Raw genomic sequence first — 20,958 nt, 5'->3', positions numbered from 1 at the left:
GGGGGGCTGCGTCTGTTTTTATTACGCCACGGGTTCGGGGGGCGCGGCACATTGTTGTGGTGTGGGGGGCCGCCCCTGCCGACCAACTGGCGCCCCGCCGCTCCACTTCGGAGGCTCGGTCCGCCTCCGGGCCGTCAGAGGCCGTAGCGCTCGCGCGCCTCCTTCACCGAGGTGGCCGGGACCTCGCCGCGGCGGGCGAGCTGGGCCAGGGCTGCGGCCACGATCGACTGCGGGTCGACACCGAAGTGCCGGCGGGCCGCGGCGCGGGTGTCCGAGAGGCCGAAGCCGTCGGCGCCGAGCGACGAGTAGTCCTGCTCGACCCACTGCGCGATCTGGTCCGGGACCTGGCGCATGTAGTCGGAGACCGCCAGGACCGGCGACTCGACGCCCGCGAGGGCCTGGCGCACGTACGGGACGCGCTCCTCGCCGCGCAGGAGGGCGGCGTCCGCCTCCAGCGCGTCGCGGCGCAGCTCGGTCCAGGAGGTGGCGGACCACACGTCGGCGCCCACGCCCCACTCCTCGGCGAGCAGCTTCTGCGCCTCAAGGGCCCAGTGGATCGCGGTGCCCGAGCCGAGCAGCTGGATCCGCGGCGCGTTGGCGGGCACGGTCAGCCCGGCCGACTCGGCGGTGTTGAAGCGGTAGAGGCCCTTGACGATGCCCTCGTCGACGCCCGCGTGGCCCGGCTTGGCCGGCTGCGGCATCGGCTCGTTGTAGACCGTCAGGTAGTAGAAGACGTCCTGGTCCTCGCCCGGCGCGGCCTCGCCGTACATCCGGCGCAGACCCTCCTTGACGATGGCCGCGACCTCGTAGGCGAACGCCGGGTCGTAGGTCAGCGCCGCCGGGTTGGTGGCCGCGATGACGGGGGAGTGGCCGTCGGCGTGCTGGAGGCCCTCACCGGTCAGGGTGGTGCGGCCGGCGGTGGCGCCGACGAGGAAGCCGCGGCCGAGCTGGTCGCCGAGCTGCCACATCTGGTCGGCGGTCCGCTGCCAGCCGAACATCGAGTAGAAGATGTAGAACGGGATCATCGTCTCGCCGTGCGTGGAGTACGCGGTCGACGCGGCGATGAAGTCGGCCATCGAGCCGGCCTCGGTGATGCCCTCGTTCAGGATCTGGCCGTTGACGGCCTCCTTGTAGTACATCAGCTGGTCGCGGTCGACCGGCTCGTACGTCTGCCCCTTCGGCGAGTAGATGCCGAGCGAGGGGAAGAGGGACTCCATGCCGAAGGTGCGGGCCTCGTCCGGGACGATCGGGACCCAGCGCTTGCCGGTCTCCTTGTCGCGGACCAGGTCCTTCACGAGGCGGACGAAGGCCATCGTGGTGGCGATGGACTGCGAGCCGGAGCCCTTGTCGAAGGAGGCGAACGCCTTCTCGGACGGGGCCGGGAGCGGGGCGACCGGGTGGACGCGGCGGGCCGGGGCCGGACCGCCGAGGGCGGCGCGGCGCTCCTGGAGGTAGCGGACCTCGGGGGAGTCGGCGCCCGGGTGGCCGTAGGGCACCACGCCGTCGACGAACCGCGCGTCCGCGATGGGCAGCTCAAGAAGGTCGCGCATGTTCTTGAACTCGTCGGTCGTGAGCTTCTTCATCTGGTGGTTCGCGTTCTTCGACGCGAAGCCCTCACCGAGGGTGAAGCCCTTGACGGTCTGCGCCAGGATCACGGTCGGGGCGCCCTTGAACTCCAGGGCGGCCTTGTACGCGGCGTACACCTTGCGCGGCTCGTGGCCACCGCGCGAGAGGTGGAAGCACTCCAGGATCTTGTCGTCGGAGAGCAGCTGCGCCATCGCGGCGAGCGCCGGGTCCTTGCCGAAGAAGTCCTGGCGGATGTAGGCGGCGTCGCGGGTCTGGTACGTCTGGACCTGCGCGTCCGGCACCTCGCGGAGGCGGCGGACCAGGGCGCCGGTGGTGTCGAGCGCGAAGAGCTCGTCCCAGGCGTTGCCCCAGAGGGTCTTGACGACGTTCCAGCCGGCGCCGCGGAACTGGGCCTCCAGCTCCTGCACGATCTTGAAGTTGGCGCGGACCGGGCCGTCGAGGCGCTGCAGGTTGCAGTTGATGACGAAGGTCAGATTGTCCAGACCCTCGCGCGCCGCGAGGGCGAGGGCGGCGGTCGACTCGGGCTCGTCCATCTCGCCGTCACCGAGGAACGCCCACACGTGCGAGGCGGAGACGTCCTTGATGGCGCGGTTGGTCAGGTAGCGGTTGAAGCGTGCCTGGTAGATCGCGGAGAGCGGGCCGAGACCCATGGAGACGGTGGGGAACTCCCACAGCCAGGGGAGACGGCGCGGATGCGGGTAGGAGGGCAGGCCGTTGCCGCCCGACTCCTGCCGGAAGTTGTCGAGGTGCGACTCGTCCAGGCGGCCGTCGAGGAAGGCGCGGGCGTAGATGCCGGGGGAGGCGTGGCCCTGGATGTAGAGCTGGTCGCCGGAGCCGGGGGCGTCCTCGGAGTCCTTGCCCTTGAAGAAGTGGTTGAAGCCGGTCTCGTAGAGCCAGGCCGCGGAGGCGAAGGTGGCGATGTGGCCGCCGACGCCGTGCTTGGAGCCGCGGGTGACCATCGCGGCCGCGTTCCAGCGGTTCCAGGCGGTGATCTTCCGCTCCATCTCCTCGTCGCCGTCGACGACCGGCTCGGAGGAGGTGGGGATGGTGTTGAGGTAGTCCGTCTCCAGGAGCTTGGGCAGGGCCAGGCCCGCGCCCTCGGCGTGCTGGAGCGTGCGGCGCATCAGGTAGGCGGCCCGGTGGGGGCCGGCGGCCTTGGTGACGGCGTCCAGGGAGGCCGCCCACTCGGCGGTCTCCTCGGTGTCACGGTCCGGGAGCTGGTCGAGCTCGCTCGGAATCTTGCCTACGGGATCGGTCATGATCGCCGCCTTCCGGACAGATGGGGGTGGAGACAAAAACGGGCCGTGTCTGGCAGGACAGGGCGAAGGGCCGGGTAGCGGCCCGTCGAAGACTGTAAACCGCCGATCGATGATCGATCAAAGGGTTGAAGGGGGAAACCTCTTCAGATCGAGAAAGTCGGCACAGGGTGCCGCGAAAAAGGGCACCCGGTGCCGACTTTTCGAACGGCCCGGAAACGCGGCGAGCCCCGCCGAAGCGGGGCTCTGACCTGCGAAAACGGTTCAGGCGCGAGGGGCGCAGCCCAGCACGTGGGCCTTCACCAGCGCCCCGATGTTCGGATCGCCCCGGCGGAACGCCTCCACGAGCTCCTGGTGCTCCTCCGCGTACGACTTCTGCACCGTGCCGAGCCAGCGGATCGACAGGGCGGTGAAGACCTCGATGCCCAGACCCTCCCAGGTGTGCAGCAGCACGCTGTTGCCGGCCGCCTTCACCAGCTCGCGGTGGAAGCCCACCGTGTGCCGGACCTGCGCCGTGCCGTCGGAGGTCGCGTCCGCCTCGTACAGCGCCGCCACGTGCGGCTCCAGGGCCGAGCAGTCGGCGGAGAGCCGGGGCGCGGCCAGCTCGGCCGCGATCTGCTCCAGGCCGGCCCGGACCGGATAGCTCTCCTCCAGGTCGGCGGCGGTGAGGTTGCGGACCCGGACGCCCTTGTTCGGCGCCGACTCGATCAGCCGCAGCGACTCCAGCTCGCGCAGCGCCTCGCGGACCGGGGTCTGGGAGACCTCCAGCTCGGTCGCGATCCGGCGCTCGACGATCCGCTCGCCCGGCTTCCAGCGGCCGCTGACGATCCCCTCCACGATGTGCTCGCGGATCTGCTCGCGCAGCGAGTGGACGACGGGGACGGTCATGGAACGGCTCCTCCGGGAGTTTCGTGACCCTTAGACAATACGGCGGTGCCCCCGCCCGGACACACACCCGGACGGGGACACCGCTGGTGAGGCTCGTTACGTTGCCTCCGAGGCGCAGAGCCTGACGAGTCCTTACAGACCGAGGTCCACCTCGAACTCGCCGGCCTCCAGGATCGCCTTGACGGCCGTCAGGTAGCGGGCGGCGTCGGCGCCGTCCACCAGACGGTGGTCGTACGAGAGCGACAGGTAGGTCATGTCGCGGATGCCGATGACCGTGCCCTCGGCCGTCTCGATGACGGCCGGACGCTTCACCGTGGCACCGATGCCCAGGATGGCGACCTGGTTCGGCGGGACGATGACGGTGTCGAACAGGGCACCGCGCGAACCGGTGTTGGAGATGGTGAAGGTCGCGCCGGCCAGGTCGTCCGGGGTGATCTTGGAGGCGCGCACGGCGGCCGCCAGCTCCGCGGTCTTCTTCGAGATGCCGGCGATGTTGAGGTCGCCCGCACCCTTGATGACCGGGGTCATCAGACCCTTCTCGGAGTCCACCGCGATACCGATGTTCTCGGTGTCGAAGTAGGTGATCGTGCCCTCGTCCTCGTTGATCCGGGCGTTGATGACCGGGTGGGCCTTCAGCGCCTGGGCCGCCGCCTTCACGAAGAACGGCATCGGGGAGAGCTTGACGCCCTCACGGGCGGCGAAGGTGTCCTTCGCACGGCCGCGCAGCTTCATCAGCTTGGTGATGTCGACCTCGACGACCGAGGTCAGCTGGGCCTGCGTGTGCAGCGCCTTCATCATGTTGTCGCCGATGACCTTGCGCATGCGGGTCATCTTGACGGTCTGGCCACGCAGCGGGGAGACCTCCAGGGCGGGGGTCTTCGGCGCGGCGGCGGCCGGGGCGGCGGGGGCCGGGGCGGCCTTCTTGGCCTCGGCGGCCGCGAGGACGTCCTGCTTGCGGATGCGGCCGCCGACGCCGGAGCCCTTGACGGCCGCCAGGTCGACACCGTTCTCGGTGGCGAGCTTGCGGACCAGCGGGGTCACGTAGGCGCCGTCCTCGGCGGGAGCCGGAGCGGCGGCCGGGGCGGCCGGGACCGGGGTGACGACCGCCGGGGCGATCGACGGGGCGGCCGGAGCCACCGGAGCCGGGGCGGCGACGGGCGCGGCCGGGGCCACCGGCGCGGGGGCCGGAGCCGGGGCGGCCGGGGCGGCCGGGGCCGGAGCGGCGGCGGGGGCGGCCGGAGCCGGGGCCGGGGCGGCGGCCGGAGCGGCACCCGCGGCACCGATGACGGCCAGCTTGGCGCCGACCTCGGCGGTCTCGTCCTCGGCGACGACGATCTCCAGGAGCACGCCGGAGGCGGGCGCCGGGATCTCGGTGTCGACCTTGTCCGTGGAGACCTCGAGCAGCGGCTCGTCGGCCTCGACGGTCTCGCCGACCGACTTCAGCCAGCGGGTGACGGTGCCCTCGGTGACGGACTCGCCCAGCGCGGGCAGCACGACGTCCGTGCCGGTGGCGCCACCGGCCGGGGCGGCCGGAGCGGCCGGAGCCTCGGCGGCGGGAGCCGGGGCGGCGGGGGCCTCGGCGACCGGCGCCGGAGCGGCGGCCGGAGCGGCCTCGGCCGCGGGGGCCGGGGCGGCGGCCGGGGCGCCCGTGCCGTCGTCGATGATGGCGAGCTCGGCGCCGACCTCGACGGTCTCGTCCTCGGCCACCTTGATGGAGGCGAGGATGCCGGAGGCGGGAGCGGGGATCTCGGTGTCGACCTTGTCGGTCGAGACCTCGAGCAGCGGCTCGTCCGCCTCGACGCGCTCGCCCTCGGCCTTGAGCCAGCGGGTGACGGTGCCCTCGGTGACGCTCTCGCCGAGCGCCGGCAGGGTTACGGAAACCGACATGGTTTCAGTTGCTCCTAACGAATTGCGGAAGTTGGTCGTCGCGCCCTGTGAGTGACGTGAGCGTCAGTCGTGGGAGTGCAGAGGCTTGCCGGCCAGGGCCAGGTGGGCCTCGCCGAGCGCCTCGTTCTGCGTCGGGTGGGCGTGGATGAGCTGCGCGACCTCGGCCGGCAGCGCCTCCCAGTTGTAGATCAGCTGCGCTTCGCCGACCTGCTCGCCCATGCGGTCACCGACCATGTGGACGCCGACCACGGCACCGTCCTTGACCTGGACGAGCTTGATCTCGCCCGCGGTCTTCAGGATCTTGCTCTTGCCGTTGCCCGCGAGGTTGTACTTGAGGGCGACGACCTTGTCCGCGCCGTAGATCTCCTTGGCCTTGGCCTCGGTGATGCCGACGGAGGCGACCTCGGGGTGGCAGTACGTCACCCGGGGCACGCCGTCGTAGTCGATCGGGACGGTCTTCAGACCGGCCAGCCGCTCCGCCACGAGGATGCCCTCGGCGAAGCCGACGTGCGCGAGCTGGAGCGTCGGGACCAGGTCGCCGACGGCGGAGATCGTGGGCACGTTGGTGCGCATGTACTCGTCGACCTGGACGTAGCCGCGGTCGATCGCGACGCCCTGCTCCTCGTAGCCGAGGCCGGCCGAGACCGGGCCGCGGCCGATGGCGACGAGCAGCACCTCGGCCTCGAAGGTCTTGCCGTCGGCCAGGGTGACCTTCACACCGTTCTCGGTGTACTCGGCGCTCTGGAAGAAGGTGCCGAGGTTGAACTTGATGCCCCGCTTGCGGAAGGCGCGCTCAAGGAGCTTCGAGCTGTTCTCGTCCTCGACCGGGACGAGGTGCTTCATGCCCTCGATCACCGTGACGTCGGTGCCGAAGGACTTCCACGCGGAGGCGAACTCGACGCCGATCACACCGCCGCCGAGGATGATGGCGGACTCCGGCACACGGTCCAGGGTGAGGGCGTGGTCCGAGGTGATGATGCGGTTGCCGTCGATCTCCAGGCCGGGGAGGGACTTCGGCACGGAACCGGTGGCGAGGAGGACGTGGCGGCCCTCGACCCGGCGTCCGTCGACGTCGACGGAGGTCGGGGAGGACAGGTGGCCGGTGCCCTCGATGTAGGTGACCTTGCGGGAGGCGACGAGACCCTGCAGACCCTTGTAGAGGCCCGAGATCACGTCGTCCTTGTACTTGTGCACGCCCTTGATGTCGATGCCCTCGAAGGAGGTCTTGACACCGAACTGCTCCGCCTCGCGCGCCTGGTCGGCGACCTCGCCGGCGTGGAGCAGGGCCTTCGTCGGGATGCAGCCGTTGTGCAGGCAGGTGCCGCCGAGCTTGTTCTTCTCGATCAGTGCGACGTCCAGGCCCAGCTGCGCTCCGCGCAGCGCCGCGGCGTAACCGCCGCTACCGCCGCCGAGGATCACTAGGTCGAAAACGGTGCTGGCGTCGTTCGCCACGTCACGTCCTCCATGCATGTGCGCTCGTCGCCGGTCGTCGATGACCAGGCGGCGGCTCCGGTGTCCGGCCGCATTATGTCGGCCCTGTGGTGGGGGCCCTGTCCTGCCGAGAACCCATCTTCGCACTTGTTGACGGATGGCGGGACGCGGGGCCGGTGGATGAGACCGGGCGATCGTCCGTCCGGGCGCCCACCAGGGCGTACGAATCCACGGATTTCGTCGGCAGCGAACAGCCCCGGGGACGGGGAAGGCCCCGGAGCCGAAGCGTCCGGGGCCTTCCTCTCGGGGCGGGCGGGCTCAGAGCTCGCCGGCCGCCGTCAGCTCGGCGAGGCGCACCAGGGTGCGGACCGAGGAGCCGGTGCCGCCCTTGGGGGTGTAGCCGTACGGGGCGCCCTCGTGGAAGGCCGGGCCCGCGATGTCCAGGTGGGCCCAGGTGATGCCCTCGCCCACGAACTCCTGGAGGAAGAGACCGGCGACCAGGCCGCCGCCCATCCGCTCGCCCATGTTGGCGATGTCGGCGGTGGGGGAGTCCATGCCCTTGCGCAGGTCGGCCGGGAGCGGCATCGGCCAGGACTGCTCGCCGACCTCCTCCGCGACCTCGTGCAGCGAGGTACGGAAGTCGTCGTCGTTGGCCATGATGCCGAAGGTGCGGTTGCCCAGCGCCAGCATCATGGCGCCGGTCAGGGTCGCCACGTCGACGATCGCGTCCGGGTGCTCCTCCGACGCCCTGGTCAGCGCGTCGGCGAGGACGAGCCGGCCCTCGGCGTCGGTGTTGAGGACCTCGACGGTCTTGCCGCTGTACATGCGCAGCACGTCGCCCGGGCGGGTGGCCGAGCCGGACGGCATGTTCTCCGCGAGGGCCAGCCACGCCGTGACGTTGACCTCCAGGCCGAGGCGGGCCGCGGAGACGACGGCGGCGAGGACGGCGGCGGCGCCGGCCATGTCGCACTTCATCGTCTCGTTGTGGCCGGCCGGCTTGAGGGAGATGCCGCCCGAGTCGTAGGTGATGCCCTTGCCGACCAGGGCCAGGGACTTCTCCGCCTTCGGGTGGGTGTAGGCCACCTTCACCAGGCGCGGCGGGTTCTCCGAGCCGGCGCCGACGCCGAGGATGCCGCCGTAGCCGCCCTTGGCGAGGGCCTTCTCGTCGAGGACCTGGACCTTGAGGCCGTGGTCCTTGCCGGCGGCCTGGGCGATCGCGGCGAAGCCGGCCGGGGTGAGACCGTTCGGCGGGGTGTTGACGAGGTCGCGGGCGCGGTTGATCTCCTCGGCCACGGCCAGGGCGCGGTCCGCGGCGGCCTTGTGGGCCTTGTCGCGCGGCTTGGCGCCGAGCAGGGCCACCTCGGCCAGCGGCTTCTTCGCGTCCTTGGCGTCCTCCTTCCAGGCGTCGAAGGAGTAGGCGCCGAGCAGCGCGCCCTCGGCGATCGCGCCGGCGTCCTCGGCCGAGGCGATCGGCAGCGCGAACGCGGCCTTCTTCGAGCCGAAGAGGACACGGGCGGCGGTGCCGGCGGCGCGGCGCAGGGTCTCGGAGTCGTACGCCTCGCCGTCCTCGGGGGCGGAGCCGAGACCGACGGCGAGCACGACGGGGGCCTTCAGGCCGGCGGGCGCGGGCAGCTTGGTGGCCTCACCCTCTCCACCCGAGGCACCCAGGGTCTCCAGGACGGCGGCGAGCCGCCCGTCGAACGCCTTGTCGACAGCCTCCGCGCCCGGGGCGACGACGAGCGTCTTCCCGGCCTTCGCGACACCGACGACGAGGGCGTCGGCACGCAGCGTCGCCGCTCCGGCAGTGCTGAGAGTGAGAGCAGTCACGGTGGTGAATTCTCGCTTCCATTGAGTTCTGTGGCGGTCGAGGGATGGGCCGACCGAGCCCGCCGCATCGTATTTCGGCCCGATGAGCGCCGAGAACGAGCCTACGCTCGCTCATCCCGTTCGCTCACCGCGGCTTCGATTCACTCATCCGAGGTGTCTCTTTCATGTTTGTCCTTCCGGCTCCCGCACTGGCGCCACACTCGCCTCATTCACGCAAGGGCGGCACTCGCGCCTTCGCTTCATCTCCACAGGTCCTCCCACGTCCGGGGGCCTGCCGAGGGGGGACACCACACCATGCACGCGAACAGATCCCGCATGCCCGCGGCCGCGCCGAGGAAGTCCGGAAACAAGGGGGTGCCGCGGCGCGCCGGCCGCACCGCGGGGGCGCTCGCCGCCGCCGCGCTCCTCGCCACCGTGGTGCCGTCCGCGCAGGCCGCGGCCGCCCCCGCCCCCCGGATCGACCTCACCGTCCTGGTCGTCGACGACGGCGGCAGCGCGGTCGAGGCCATCACCGCGGAGCTGAAGGGCTCCGGCGTCCCGTACCGCACCCTCGACCTGAACGACCCCGGCCGGCCCGTCCTCACCCCCGCCTTCCTCAGCGACACCGTCGACGGCCGGCCCCGCGCCAAGTTCCAGGGCGTCGTCCTTCCCCACGAGACCGCCTTCGGCCCCGACTCCGCCGAGCACACCGCCCTCCAGAACTACGAGCGCGCCTTCGGCATCCCGCAGGTCGACGCGTACACCTGGTCCCACCCCGGCGTCGGCCTCGACTACACCACCGACGGCGGCTGGTCCGGCGTCCTCGACGGCGTCACCGCCGGCGTCACCCCGGCCGGGCGATCCGGCCCCTTCGGCTACCTCGCCGGCAGCCTGGCCTTCGAGGACAACGACCCGGTGATCTCCGAGAGCTACGGCTACGCGGGCCGCCCCCGGGCCGGCTTCACCAGCTACGTCGACATCCCCGTCGACGGCGCCGGCGGCCGGGCCAGCCTGGTCGGCGAGTACGCCGCCGACGGGCGCCGCGAGCTCGTCGTGACCTTCGCCTACAACCAGCACCAGCGGCAGTTCCGGGCCCTCGCCCGCGGCATCGTCGAATGGCTCACCCAGGGCGTCCACCTCGGCCAGTCCCGGAACTACCTCTCCGTCCACGTCGACGACGTCTTCGCCCCCGACGCCCGCTGGGACACCGTCCGCAACTGCACCCCGGGCGACCTCGACTGCGTCGGCGGCGACGGCGAGGCCGAGAACCCCATCCGGATGACGGCCGCCGACGCCACCTACGCCGCCGCCTGGCAGAAGGCGTCCGGCTTCACCCTCGACATGGTCTACAACGGCGGCCAGGGCGAGCAGTGGAAGACCGAGCACGGCGGCAGCGACCCGCTCGCCGCCCGTCTGATCGCCGACCGCGCCCAGTACCGCTGGATCAACCACACCTACACCCACCCCTTCCTGGGCTGCGTCCAGGACAACACCACCGTCCCCTGGCGGTGCGCCACCAACGCCTCCGGCTCCACCCTCTGGGTCAGCCGCGCCGAGCTCTCCGCCCAGATCCGCGACAACCTCAACTGGGCCGCGGGCAAGGGCATCTCCGTCGACCGCTCCGAACTCGTCACCGGCGAGCACTCCGGCCTGAAGACCCTGCCCCAGCAGCCCGCCGACAATCCGAACCTGGCCGGCGCCCTCGCCGACAACGGCGTGAAGTGGATCGCGAGCGACAACTCCCGCGAGCCCCGCCAGCGGGCGGTCGGCGCCGCGAAGACCGTGCCCCGGCACCCGATGAACGTGTACTACAACGTCGGCACCGCCGCCGAGATGGCCGACGAGTACAACTGGATCTACACGTCCCGCGCCGACGGCGGCAGCGGCGCCTGCGAGGACAACCCCGCCTCCACCTGCCTGCCCGCCCCGCTCGACCCGGCGACCGGATACGCGACGTACATCGTCCCGCAGGAGGCCCGCATCGCCCTCGGCCACGTCGTCGCCAACGACCCCCGCCCGCACTACGTCCACCAGTCCAACCTGGCCGAGGAGCGGCTCCTCTACCCGGTGCTCGACCGGATCCTCGCCGACCACAAGGCGCTCTTCGCCGCCAACACCCCGCTCGTGAACCCCCGTCAGAAGGACGTCGGCACCGAGCTGACCCGCCGCGACGCCTGGGACGCGGCCCTCGCCGCCGGCAAGGTCACCGCCTACCGCGTCGGCACCACCGTCACCGTCAAGGCGCCCGCCGGCGTCCAGGTCCCCGTCACCGCACCCGAGGGCACCCGCAAGCAACTCCTCCTCGGCACCACCGCCTTCGGCGCCGCCTACGCCGGCAGCCGCTCCGCCTGGACCGCGCCGGAACTGCTCCAGACCGCCGTCACGCTCCAGCTCCCGACCGCCTGACCAGCACGTTCTGGGGGGACACGCACATGCCGAGCCGTGGCCGTCACGTCACCATGCTCACCGAAGGCACCTACCCGCACGTCCACGGCGGCGTCAGCACCTGGTGCGACCAGCTCGTCCGGGGCATGCCCGAGGTCACCTTCGAGATCCTCGCCCTCACCGGCAGCGGCCGCGAACCCGTCACCTGGGAGCTGCCGCCCAACGTCGCCCGGCACACCGCGTTCCCCCTCTGGGGCCACCCGCGGGGACCGGACGCGCCCGGCCGCGCGCGCCGGCCCCCGCGGGGCCGGGACCGCCGCCGCTTCCTCGCCTCCTACGAGCACTTCCTGCTCGCCCTCCTCGACCCGGAGGCCGGCCACGACCTCGCCGCCGGCCTCTACGACCTGGCCGCCCTCGCCCGCGAGGGCCGGCTCACCCCGGCCCTGCGCTCGGAGGCGGCCCTCCGCTCCCTCATGTGGATCTGGACCATGCCGCACCTGCCGACGCGTGCCGCCGGGCCCACCGTCCACGACGCCCTCACCGCCACCGACCTGCTGGAACACGCCCTTCGGCCGCTCGCCGCCCGGATAGCCGACGGCAGCGTGGCGCACGCCGTCTCCAGCGGCCTCGCCACCCTGCCCGCGCTCGCCGCGCAGCACTTCGAAGGGGTGCCCTTCCTGCTCACCGAACACGGCATCTACCTCCGCGAGCGCTACCTCGGCTACCGCACCGAGACCCAGCGCTGGCCCGTCAAGGCGCTCATGCTGGGCTTCTACCGCGAGCTCAACTCCCTCGGCTACCGCCAGGCCGACCTCATCACCCCCTGCAACCAGTACAACCGGCGCTGGGAGGAGCGCGGCGGCGCCCCCGCCGACCGCATCCGCACCGTCTACAACGGCGTCGACCCGGCCCTCTTCCCCGAGGCCGGCCCCGAACCCGGGACCCCCACGCTCAGCTGGTGCGGCCGGGTGGACCCGATCAAGGACCTGGAGACCCTGATCCGGGCGTACGCGATCTCCCGCGCCGAACTCCCCGAGCTGAGGCTCCGGCTCTTCGGCCCGGTCCCCGCGGGGAACGAGGACTACCGCACCGGCCTGGAGAAGCTCGCCGCCGAACTCGGCGTCGCCGACGGCGTCTCCTTCGAGGGCCGCGTCTCCGACGTGCCCTCCGCCTACGCCGCCGGCAGCGTGGTGATGCTCTCCTCCATCAGCGAGGGCTTCCCCTTCTCCCTCATCGAGGCCATGTCCTGCGGCCGAGCCACCGTCTCCACCGACGTCGGAGGGGTACGGGAGGCCGTCGGCGACACCGGGATCGTCGTCCCGCCCCGCGAACCGGCCGTCATGGCCGCCGCCGTCTCCGCCCTCCTCCGCGACGGCGCCCGCCGCGCCGAACTCGGCCGGCGGGCCCGGCAGCGGGTGATCGACGAGTTCACCCTGCACCGCTCGGTCGACGGCTTCCGCCGCATCTACCGCGAACTCGCCGCCCCCCGCACCGCCGCGCCGGCCCGCCCCGCCGTGCCCCTCCGCGTCAGCATCCCGTCCCCGCGCCGTTCCGCGCCCCGAGTCCCCGAAGGCACCCCGGCATGAGCGGCTCCCTCTGGCTGAAACCGCCGACCGCGACCCCCGCGCTCCCGGCCCCGCCCCGCCCCCGCGAGGCCGGCGCGGGGGCCGGTGCCGGAGCCGGTACCGCGGCCGACCCCCTCGACGAACTCGCCTTCCGGCTCGACGAGTTCGTCGCCGCCGCCGTCCACCCGGACGAGATCGCCGCGCTCCTCGAATCCGACGGCATGACCGACGACCACATCCGGCTCGCCTACGGGCGGAACGATTCCTTCACGCTCGCCGAGGACCTGTACGCCCGCGTGGTACGGCGCCACCCCGAGCCGCCCCGGAAGCACCGGAGCGGCCCCGGCCGGTCCGAGGGGCTCGGCGGCTGCCTGCTCCGCGGGCTCGTCTTCGCCCTGCCCGGACTCGCCTACGTCCTGGCCGGACCCCTGCTCGCCGGAGCCCACGGGCGGTACGGGCTCCCCGCCGGCACCGTGCCGCTGCTCGCCGGCGCCGTCACCGGCTGGGTGTGGAACCAGGCCCTCTCCCACCGCGCCCACACCTGGCTCGGCCTCGGCGACCGGGCGGCCGCCGCCCGCGCCCTGCTGACCGGCGCCCCCGCCGGCGCGCTCGCCGGGACCGCCGTGGCCCTCGCGGCCGCCCGCGACGGCGAACTGCCCGCCGCCGTCTTCGCCGCCGGCCAGTCCCTCTACCTCGCCGCCGCCACCGCGCTCCTCGTCCTCGGCCGCGAACGGGCCCTGCTCGCCACCCTGCTGCCGCTCCTCGGCGCCCTCCCCGCCCTCCGCTGGGACCTGCCCGACCCGCTGCGCGCCGGCCTGCCGGCCCTCTCCCTCACCGCCGCCTGCCTGGTCGCCGCCCACGCGCTGCGCCCCGGCACCGCGCGCGGCGCCGCCGGACGGGGCGGACCCCCGCTCGCGGCCTCCGTCCCGTACGGCCTCTTCGGTCTCGGCAGCGGCGTCCTCGTGCTCCACGCGGGCCTCGGCGACCCCTCGGCCACCGGCGCCGGCGCGGTCGTCGCGCTCACCCTCTCCATGGGGCCCGCGGAATGGCTGCTCCACCGCTTCCGGGGCGGCAGCCTCGACCGGCTGCGGACCCTCACCACCGCCCGCGCCTTCCGCCGCGCGGTCAGCGGCACCCTGCTGCTCTGCCTCGGCGGCTACCTGACCGTGCTGCTCGGCCTCACCCTCGCCGCGAACCTGCTCGGGCCCGGCGCCCCCTGGCCCGCCCCGGACCGGCTGCTCGCCCTCCTCCTCATCGGCACGGTGCTCTGGCTGGGGCTGCTCCTCCAGGCGTTCGGTACCGTCCTCGGCGCGGCGACCGTCTGTCTGCTGGCCGCCGCCGCGCAGACCCTCGAACCGGCGGCGGGCCCGCTCGCCGCCGGGGGAGCGGCGGCCGTGCTGGCCGTCCTCAGCCATGTTCTGCTGGTACGGCCGACCACCCACCGCGTCTGACCCAGTGACCGGAGAGACCCGCACGTGAAACGTTCCCTCCTGGTGCCGTTCTACGAGCACCCCACCGACCGCCCCGAGGGCTGGGCGGCCCTGGTCGCCGCCGCGCCGGCCCTCCACAGCGTCGTCCTCAACCCGGCGAACGGGGCCGGGGAGGCCCCCGACCCGGCCTTCGCCGAGGCCGCCGGCCGGCTGCGGGCGGCCGGCGTCCGGGTCCTCGGCTACGCGGACACCGCCTACGGCCGCCGCCCGCACGCCGAGGTCGTCGCCGACCTGCTCCGCCACCGCGACTGGTACGCGGCCGACGGGGCCTTCCTCGACCAGGTCGCGACCGCGCCCGACGCCCTGCCGCACTACCGGCGGCTCGCCGTCGCCGCCCGCGCCGCCGGGGCCGCGACCCTGGTCCTCAACCACGGCGCCCGGCCCGACGAGGGATACGCCGACCTGGCCGACCTGCTGGTCACCTTCGAGGGCCCCTGGGACACCTACCGCACCCTCGACCCGCCGGCCGCCCCGCACCACTGCCACCTGGTCTACGCGGCCCCGCCCGGATTCCGGCCCGCGACCGAGGTGCACTGCGCGGTCCCCGGGACGGGCGCCCACCCCTGGGGCACCCTGCCGCACGACCTCCCGGAGCCCGCCCGATGAGACGACCTCCCGGAACCCGCCCGACGAGACGCCTTCTTCCCCTTCTCGCGGGCCTGCTGCTCCTGGTCACCGCCTGCACCGCGGGCCCGGACCCGGACCCCGACCCCAAGCCGGACGCCGCCCGCTGGCGCCCGGCCGCCGGCCTGGCCTGGCAGTGGCAGCTGAGCGGGAGGCTGGACCCGACCGTCGACGTCCCCGTCTACGACATCGACGGCTTCGACCACTCCGCCGGGACCGTCGCGGACCTGCACCGGCGGGGCCGGAAGGTGATCTGCTACCTCTCCACCGGCGCCTGGGAGGACTTCCGCCCCGACGCCGGCCGCTTCCCGAGGTCCGTCCTCGGCGAGGGCAACGGCTGGGAGGGCGAGCGCTGGCTCGACATCCGCCGCACCGACGTCCTCGAACCCCTGATGGCCGAGCGGATCGACATGTGCCGGGACAAGGGCTTCGACGCGGTGGAGCCCGACAACATGGACGGCTACCGCAACCGCACCGGCTTCCCCCTCACCGCCGCCGACCAGCTCCGCTACAACCGGCTGATCGCCCGCCTCGCCCACGACCGCGGCCTCGCCGTCGGCCTCAAGAACGACCTCGACCAGATCCCCCAGCTCCTCCCCGACTTCGACTTCGCGGTCAACGAGCAGTGCGCCGAGTACGACGAGTGCCACCGCCTCGCCCCCTTCATCGCCGCGGGCAAGCCGGTCTTCCACGCCGAGTACGAACTGACCCCCCGCGAGTTCTGCCCCGACTCCCGCGAACTGGGCCTCAGCTCCCTGCAGAAGAAGTACGAACTGGGCGTCTGGCGCCGCACCTGTTAGAGCCGTCGGCTCAGCCCAGGGTCAGCGCCAGGAGGGTCGCCGTCGCGGCCGTCTCCTCCACCGCGCCGAAGACGTCGCCGGTCACGCCGCCGAAGCGGCGGACGCAGCGGCGGAGGAGGAGGGCGGCGACGGCGAGGCCGGCGCCCGCGGCGAGAACGGCGTGGACGGCGTCGTACGGGGAGAGCAGCAGGCCCGTGCCGGCGGCGAGGAGGAGGACGGCGGCGGTGCAGAGGGTCGCGGACCGGACCGGCACCGTGGACGCGACGATCGCGCCGAGCCCCTCCGGCCGGGCCGCCGGGACGCCGTGCCGGGAGGCGTGGGTGAGGGCGAGCCGGGCGACGGTGGCCGCCAGCACGACGGCGATCGCGCCGTGCGCCCAGCCCTCCCCGTACAGCTCGTACACGGCCGCGACCTGGGCGAGCAGGGCGAGGACGAGGGTGATGACGCCGAACGGGCCGATGTCGGACTGCTTCATGATGCGCAGCGCCTCGTCGGCGGGCTTGGCGCTGCCGAGCCCGTCGGCGGTGTCGGCGAGGCCGTCGAGGTGGAGGCCGCGGGTGAGCAGCGCGGGGACGGCGACGGTGGCGACGGCGGCGATCAGCGGACCGGAGCCGAGCGGCAGGAGCACCCCGCCGGCCGCGGCGGCGGCGAGGCCGACGATGAGCCCGGCGACGGGGGCGCAGAGCATGCCGGCGCGCGCCGCGTCCCGGTCCCAGCGGGTGATGCGGGCGGGGATCACGGTGAGGGTCCCGAAGGCGAAACGCAGGCCGTCCATCCGGGCAGGGTAGTCGCCGGTCGCGGACGGTAGATTGCCCATGTCGGCATGTATCGGGCATAGCGGAACGGGGTGGCATGGGTCACTGGTTCTCCCGCAACATCCTGGAGCCGGGCAAGCTTCCGATGCTCCTCGCCCTGACCTCCTTCGTCCTCACCTTCCTGGTCACCCGCACCGTCACCCGGCTCATCCGGGCCGGCAGGGGGCCGTTCCGGAACGTCTCCTCCGGCGGGCTGCACATCCATCACGTCGTGCCCGGCGTGGTCCTCACCGTGCTCGGCGGCTTCGGCGCGGTGGCGAGCGGCCGGCACGGCTTCGGCGCGTGCGCCTTCGCGGTGGTCTTCGGCATCGGCGCCGGCCTCGTCCTGGACGAGTTCGCGCTCATCCTCCATCTGGACGACGTGTACTGGTCGGAGGAGGGCCGGCAGAGCGTCGAGGTCGTCGTGCTCACCGCCGCCCTCATGCTCCTGCCCCTCAGCGGCTTCTCCCCGCTCGGCGTCGACGACGTCACCGCGGAGGAACGGCAGGACCGGGTGAGCTTCCTCCTCACCCTGGCCCTGAACTTCGTCCTCATCCTGGTCACCCTGGTCAAGGGCAAGCCGCGGATGGCGCTGCTCGGCGTCTTCGTGCCCTTCCTGGCGATCGTCGGCGCCGTCCGGCTGGCCCGCCCCGGCTCCTGGTGGTGGCGGCACTTCTACCGGCGCCGCCACCGCGCCCGGGCCCGGGGCACGGTCCGCGCCTACCGGCACGACAAGCGCTGGACCCGGGTGCGGCGGAAGGGTCAGGACCTGATCGGCGGCTTCCAGGAACGCGTCCCCGGCCGGGGTTCCACCCCGTCCTGACCGCGCCCCCGCCCCACCAGGACGGCGATCAGCACCAGGACGCCCGCGATGGCCGCCAGATGCTCCTTGCCCGCGAGGTTCGGCTTGACGATCACCTCGATCACCATCGCCACCACGACCGCTCCGCCCGTCCAGTACGCCCGCCGGCGCCAGCAGACGTAGACGGCGAGGCCCACCACCGCGGCCGACGGGCCGGTGTCCACCACCTGCGCGTCGGAGGCCGGAAGGCCGAGCGGGGTGCCGGGGCCGAGGGCGATGCCCAGGCGCGCGTACAGCGTGCCGCACAGGGTCGCCAGATAGGCGATCCCGAGCGTCCGCCACCGGCCCAGGCAGATCTCGGCGATCCCGAAGACCAGCAGGACCTGGGCGAGCGCGCCCCAGACGGGCAGGTCGAGCGCGGGGACGAAGAGCGAGAGCGGGGTACGGAGCAGGGCGAGCCAGAGCGGGTCATCGGCCCGCACCGCGCCGACCGCCTGCACCGGCGCGTACCCCCACTCCTGGTTCTGCGCGAACTGGAACAGCGCCGTGAGGCAGACGGCCGTCAGCGTCAGCGGCACCGCCCCCCACCGCCGGGCCGCCAGCTCCCGGCGCACGGTGCCGGACAGCGGGCCCCACTCACGGAGGGCGAAGCCGCGGACCGCGCCGCTCAACGCCCGCTCTCCAGGTGCTTGCGGTGCAGCCACTTCGGCAGGCCGGGGGCCTCCAGGAAGCCCTCGGCGCGCCCGGCGGCGAGGCCGATGCGCGGCAGGTCGGCGCTCTTCTCGAAGAGCATGAAGCGGGGCTCCCAGATCGGTCGGTACTTGGCGTTGGCGCGGTACAGCGACTCGATCTGCCACCAGCGGGAGAAGAAGCTGAGCAGCGAGCGCCACATCCTCAGCACCGGGCCGGCGCCGAGCTTCGAGCCGCGTTCGAAGACGGACCGGAACATGGCGAAGTTCAGCGACACCTGCGTGATCCCGATCTCCTTCGCGCGCTGGAGGAGCTCGATCACCATGAACTCCATCAGCCCGTTCTCGGAGTCGCGGTCCCGCCGCATCAGGTCCAGCGACAGCCCCTTCGGCCCCCACGGCACGAAGGAGAGCAGCGCCCGCAGCTCACCGGTCCCGTCGGTGCACTCCAGCATCACGCAGCGCCCGTCGCGCGGGTCCCCGAGCCGTCCGAGCGCCATCGAGAAGCCGCGCTCGGTGGCCCCGTCCCGCCAGTCGTCCGCCTTCCGCAGCAGCTCGGCCATCTCCTCGGCCGGGATGGCCTCGTGACGCCGGATCCGCACCTCGTACCCGGCCCGCTCGACCCGGTTGAACGCCTGCCGGACGGTTCGCATCGCCCGGCCGTCCAGGGTGAACTCGTCGGTCTCCACGATGGCCTCGTCGCCCAGCTCCAGGGCGTCCAGGCCGTGCCGGGCGTAGATCACCCCGGCCTCCTCGCTCGCGCCCATCACCGCCGGGATCCAGCCGTGCTCGCGCGCCTCGGCCAGCCACGGCTCGATCGCCCCCGGCCACGCCTCGGGGTCGCCGATCGGATCGCCGGAGGCGAGCGAGACCCCGCCCACCACCCGGTAGGCGACGGCGGCCTTCTCGCTGGGGGACCAGACCACGCTCTTCTCGCGGCGCAGCGCGAAGTAGCCGAGCGAGTCCCGGTCCCCGTGCTTGTCGAGGAGCGCCCGCAGCCGCTCCTCGTCCGCCTCGGTGAGCGGGTCCACCGCGCGGCGGGATCGGAAGGCGGCGAAGAGCACCGCGAAGAGCAGCAGCGTGGACATCACGTTGATGACCACGTCGACCCAGCCCGGGGTGGTGATGGTGGGGAAGCGCGAGTCGTCGGCGGCCAGCGTGATCAGCCGCATCACGCCGTACCGCCAGCGCTCCAGGAAGGTGGAGGGCCCGGTGGCCGTGTTGGTGGCGGTGACCAGGAGGGCGGCGAGCAGCGAGGTGACGAGCAGACCGCCGACCGCCACCACCGCCGCGAGCAGCGGGTTGGAGCGGTCGCCCTTGGCGTAGAACTCCTTGCGGCCCAGCAGCAGGGAGACGAAGAAGGCGGCGGTGAGGACCAGCGAGATCCAGTTCTGGGCGTGCTGCCGGATCTCCGGGAAGAACATCACCAGCGCGAAGAGCAGCAGGAAGAGGCCGCTCAGCGCGGTGTTGAGGATCCAGGCGGCCCGCTTGCGGCGGCGCATGGTGATCGCCAGGAAGAGGGTGAAGACGCCGGAGGCGAAGCCCGCCGTGAGCATGTACGGCGTGAAGTAGTCGTCCTCGTTGTGCCGGCGCAGGTCCTGCCCGAAGGAGACCCACACGGCACTCAGGAAGTTGATGAACGTGACGACGCGGAGGTACCAGACGGCGAACGCGGCGCTCCGCCGCGAGCGGTCGGTGCCCCGGGGCGTTCCTTCGGCGGACAAACGGACCTCTCCCATGAAAAGCGATCATATGGGGCATCGCTTTCCGTGCGGCGACGCCGGAGGCGGCCACCCGCGCGTCGCGGGCGGCCGCCTCCGGGCCTCACCGATGGAGTGCCGTCCCCTCAGACCGCCTCGGCCGAGGCGGACCCGTCCGGAGAGGTCGGCTCCGGACGTTCGGGCAGCTCGGCGGCGAGGGCCGCCGCGGCCCGGACGAGGGGAAGCGCGAGCAGTGCCCCGGTTCCCTCACCCACCAGGACGCCCTGATCGAGCAGGGGGTTGAGCGCCATCCGGTCCAGTGCCTTCGCCTGCGCCGGCTCCCCGGACACCTGGCCCGCCAGCCACCAGTCCGGCGCCCGGAACGCCGCCCGCTGCGCCACCAGCGCACAGGCCGCGCCCACCACACCGTCCAGGATCACCGGCATCCGCCGCACCGCCGCCTGGAGCAGGAAGCCGGTCGCCGCCGCCAGATCCGCCCCGCCGACCGTGCCGAGCAGCGCCAGCTGGTCGCCGAGGACCGGCCGCGCCCGCCGCAGCGAGTCCCGGATCGCCGCGCACTTGCGCATCCACGCCAGGTCGTCGATCCCCGCGCCGCCGCGCCCGGTCACCACCGACGCGTCCGTCCCGCACAACGCCGCGACCAGCGTCGACGCCGCGGTCGTCCCGCCCACGCTCAGATCGCCGAGCACCACCAGATCCGTGCCCGAGTCGGCCTCCTCGTCGGCGATCGCCATGCCCAGGCGCACCGCCGCCTCGGTCTCCTCCGGCGTCATCGCGTCCTCGACGTCGATCCGGCCGCTGCCGCGCCGCACCCGGTGCCGGGTCACCGCCTCCGGCAGCAGCTCCGGGTCGCAGTCCAGCCCCGCGTCCACCACCCGGACCGGCACGTCCATCGAGCGGGCCAGCACCGCGAGCGGGCTCGCCCCGTCGAGGAGCTCCCGGACCAGGACGTGGGCGGTGCCGGCCGCCCGGCCCGACACGTCCAGCGAGGCGACGCCGTGGTCCCCGGCGAAGACGACCACCTTCGGCTGCTCGATCGCGCGCACCCGCACCGCCGACTGGGCGGCGGACAGCCACTCGCCCAGTTCGTCGAGGCGCCCGAGCGCACCCGGGCGGACGGCGAGCCGCTCCCGGCGCTCCTCGGCGTCGCGCCGGATCCCGCCGTCGGGGCGCTCGATCAGATCGGAGAAGTCGTCGAGATTCAGGGGGTGCAGGGGGTGCAGAGGGTCCATC

General features: G+C 73.1%; 15 protein-coding genes. 6 read left to right on the top strand and 9 right to left on the bottom strand.

From position 1 onward, the window contains the following. Window positions 1-134: 134 nt before the first annotated feature. From aceE to ACFVU3_RS15925, 5 genes are all read right to left on the bottom strand, one after another. Complete coding sequence (aceE, locus tag ACFVU3_RS15945; protein ID WP_390066490.1) at window positions 135-2,846, bottom strand: pyruvate dehydrogenase (acetyl-transferring), homodimeric type; 2,712 nt, start codon at window positions 2,844-2,846, stop codon at window positions 135-137. Window positions 2,847-3,107: 261 nt separating this feature from the next. Beyond that, window positions 3,108-3,731 (bottom strand): GntR family transcriptional regulator, encoded by a 624-nt coding sequence (locus ACFVU3_RS15940; RefSeq protein WP_390066488.1) that lies wholly within the window; start codon window positions 3,729-3,731, stop codon window positions 3,108-3,110. 132 nt (window positions 3,732-3,863) lie between these two features. Then, window positions 3,864-5,618: a 2-oxoglutarate dehydrogenase, E2 component, dihydrolipoamide succinyltransferase gene (gene sucB, locus ACFVU3_RS15935; RefSeq protein WP_390066486.1), complete on the bottom strand. Its 1,755-nt coding sequence runs from the start codon at window positions 5,616-5,618 to the stop codon at window positions 3,864-3,866. A gap of 63 nt (window positions 5,619-5,681) precedes the next feature. After that, window positions 5,682-7,070, bottom strand: a complete 1,389-nt coding sequence (gene lpdA, locus ACFVU3_RS15930) for a dihydrolipoyl dehydrogenase (RefSeq protein WP_390066485.1) — start codon at window positions 7,068-7,070, stop codon at window positions 5,682-5,684. A gap of 297 nt (window positions 7,071-7,367) precedes the next feature. After that, entirely contained in the window at window positions 7,368-8,876 is a 1,509-nt protein-coding gene (locus ACFVU3_RS15925; RefSeq protein WP_390066483.1) for a leucyl aminopeptidase, read from the bottom strand. 294 nt (window positions 8,877-9,170) lie between these two features. On the opposite strand from ACFVU3_RS15925, the gene ACFVU3_RS15920 reads away from it, so the two are divergent. The 5 genes from ACFVU3_RS15920 to ACFVU3_RS15900 are packed head-to-tail and all read left to right on the top strand — an operon-like array spanning window position 9,171 to window position 15,719. Next, a complete protein-coding gene (locus ACFVU3_RS15920) occupies window positions 9,171-11,261 on the top strand; it encodes a hypothetical protein (protein WP_390066481.1) in 2,091 nt (696 codons plus the stop codon). A gap of 26 nt (window positions 11,262-11,287) precedes the next feature. Further along, entirely contained in the window at window positions 11,288-12,826 is a 1,539-nt protein-coding gene (pelF, locus tag ACFVU3_RS15915) for a GT4 family glycosyltransferase PelF (RefSeq protein WP_390066480.1), read from the top strand. Continuing rightward, the gene (locus ACFVU3_RS15910; RefSeq protein ID WP_390066479.1) at window positions 12,823-14,256 is read left to right on the top strand and encodes a hypothetical protein; all 1,434 of its coding nucleotides are present in this window, start codon (window positions 12,823-12,825) and stop codon (window positions 14,254-14,256) included. Before pelF ends, ACFVU3_RS15910 begins: the two co-directional genes overlap by 4 nt. 24 nt (window positions 14,257-14,280) lie before the next feature. Further along, window positions 14,281-14,901 (top strand): spherulation-specific family 4 protein, encoded by a 621-nt coding sequence (locus ACFVU3_RS15905; RefSeq protein WP_390066478.1) that lies wholly within the window; start codon window positions 14,281-14,283, stop codon window positions 14,899-14,901. Continuing rightward, window positions 14,898-15,719 carry an endo alpha-1,4 polygalactosaminidase gene (locus ACFVU3_RS15900; RefSeq protein ID WP_390066477.1) on the top strand — a complete coding sequence of 274 codons (822 nt, stop codon included), beginning with the start codon at window positions 14,898-14,900 and terminating at the stop codon, window positions 15,717-15,719. The genes ACFVU3_RS15905 and ACFVU3_RS15900 overlap by 4 nt, the downstream gene beginning before the upstream one ends. 10 nt (window positions 15,720-15,729) lie before the next feature. Here ACFVU3_RS15900 and ACFVU3_RS15895 read toward each other — a convergent pair whose 3' ends face one another. Next, the gene (locus ACFVU3_RS15895) at window positions 15,730-16,494 is read right to left on the bottom strand and encodes an adenosylcobinamide-GDP ribazoletransferase (protein WP_390066476.1); all 765 of its coding nucleotides are present in this window, start codon (window positions 16,492-16,494) and stop codon (window positions 15,730-15,732) included. 77 nt (window positions 16,495-16,571) lie between these two features. On the opposite strand from ACFVU3_RS15895, the gene ACFVU3_RS15890 reads away from it, so the two are divergent. Then, on the top strand, window positions 16,572-17,336 hold the full coding sequence (locus tag ACFVU3_RS15890) for a hypothetical protein (RefSeq protein ID WP_390066475.1): 765 nt from the start codon (window positions 16,572-16,574) through the stop codon (window positions 17,334-17,336). Here the strand turns inward: ACFVU3_RS15890 and ACFVU3_RS15885 are convergent. From ACFVU3_RS15885 to ACFVU3_RS15875, 3 genes are all read right to left on the bottom strand, one after another. Beyond that, entirely contained in the window at window positions 17,276-17,986 is a 711-nt protein-coding gene (locus ACFVU3_RS15885; RefSeq protein WP_390066474.1) for a hypothetical protein, read from the bottom strand. The genes ACFVU3_RS15890 and ACFVU3_RS15885 overlap by 61 nt on opposite strands. Then, on the bottom strand, window positions 17,983-19,743 hold the full coding sequence (locus tag ACFVU3_RS15880; RefSeq protein WP_390066473.1) for a phosphatidylglycerol lysyltransferase domain-containing protein: 1,761 nt from the start codon (window positions 19,741-19,743) through the stop codon (window positions 17,983-17,985). Before ACFVU3_RS15880 ends, ACFVU3_RS15885 begins: the two co-directional genes overlap by 4 nt. Before the next feature lie 107 nt (window positions 19,744-19,850). Next, a complete protein-coding gene (locus ACFVU3_RS15875) occupies window positions 19,851-20,930 on the bottom strand; it encodes a nicotinate-nucleotide--dimethylbenzimidazole phosphoribosyltransferase (RefSeq protein WP_390066523.1) in 1,080 nt (359 codons plus the stop codon). Window positions 20,931-20,958: the final 28 nt, after the last annotated feature.

Source organism: Streptomyces sp. NPDC058052, from assembly GCF_042885515.1.
Classification (GTDB): domain Bacteria; phylum Actinomycetota; class Actinomycetes; order Streptomycetales; family Streptomycetaceae; genus Streptomyces.
Note: the sequence above shows the minus strand (reverse complement) of the source record. Positions and strands in the feature narration are given on the sequence as shown.